Source organism: Vibrio sp. Vb0349, from assembly GCF_033338975.1.
Genome location: NZ_JAWOTS010000309.1, coordinates 1 through 1191 on the forward strand (window position 1 = coordinate 1; position 1191 = coordinate 1191).

1 protein-coding gene is annotated in these 1191 nt (G+C 50.3%); it reads left to right on the top strand.

Annotated elements, in window-relative coordinates; all coding sequences use genetic code 11:
• Positions 1 to 1115: multidrug effflux MFS transporter (locus tag R7Q47_RS25425; RefSeq protein WP_318090132.1), on the top strand; the 1115-nt coding region annotated here is incomplete at its 5' end.
• Positions 1116 to 1191: the final 76 nt, after the last annotated feature.

Consider the following 1191-nt stretch of genomic DNA (forward strand, 5'->3'; position numbering starts at 1 on the left):
CTTGGATCGCCAAAGACTTCTCAGTTTCACTCGATCAAGCGCAGCTCCTCGTGAGTATTTATCTACTTGGATTTGGCCCTTCCCAGTTCATCTATGGCCCAATGTCCGACGCATTAGGGCGCAAGAAAGTGCTACTCGCTGGTTTGCTGATCGCAATGTCTGGCTTGCTGATGATCATTTTCTGGAGCCATACGTTTACTGGCATGGTATTAGGCCGCTTTTTGCAGGGCTTAGGGACGGGTTGCTGCGCGGTGCTGGCTCGAGCTTCTACTCGTGACCAGTTTAGTGGGAATGAGCTTCCCGTCGCGATGTCTTACATTGCTATGGCAGCGTCCATCACGCCGTTGATTGCTCCTGTGATTGGTGGGTTCATTAACTTCCACTTTGGCTGGAGCATGGTGTTCATTTCATTGTTGGGTTACGTGTCGCTCGCTTGGATCATCATTACGTTTCGATTCAAAGAGACCATCACACGACGCTCCGCAATTCCCTCTCCAGCCAAAATGTTGGTGCAGTATCGTGATTTGCTCTCGTCTCGATATTTTATGAGCTTTGCGAGCATCAGTTGGCTCAACTTCAGCTTGATGATCACGACCGTCTCCGTGATGCCTTTTATCATGCAAGACCAAATCGGGATGACATCGGACGAATACGCCATGTGGGCACTGATCCCCGCGTTAGGTATGCTCGGCGGCACAACCATTTGTAACCGCATCCGCCCCGTCATCGGAAATAAGAAAATGCTGCTTTGCACGCCTGTTTTGCATATCAGTGCGGCACTGTGGTTGTTTTTCTGCCCGGTAGAACCCTTGTATTTGATGATTGGACAATTGTTGATGATTCTTGGCAATGGCATTGCGTTGCCTTGTGCACAAGCACTTGTGATGCAACCATACAAAGAGCAAGCGGGCGCGGCGGCAGCCATGTCTGGCGGCGGTCAAATGGTGGTCTCTTCCTTGGCGAGTATGACGCTGGTGCAACTTGGATTGAGTGAAGCGTGGCATTTGTCGTTGGTTGTAGTGCTGTTTACCGCCATCACCTTGACCAATATTCTACGTGGGTTCAACACTGAAGAAGCGCAGCAACACCGAGAGGTGGCAGAGAAAGCCAGCTAATGTCACCGACTTAATTGAAGAAAGAAAAACGCCCACTGCCTTCCGTGGGCGTTTTCGTAGGGTTTCAAGTCTTGTT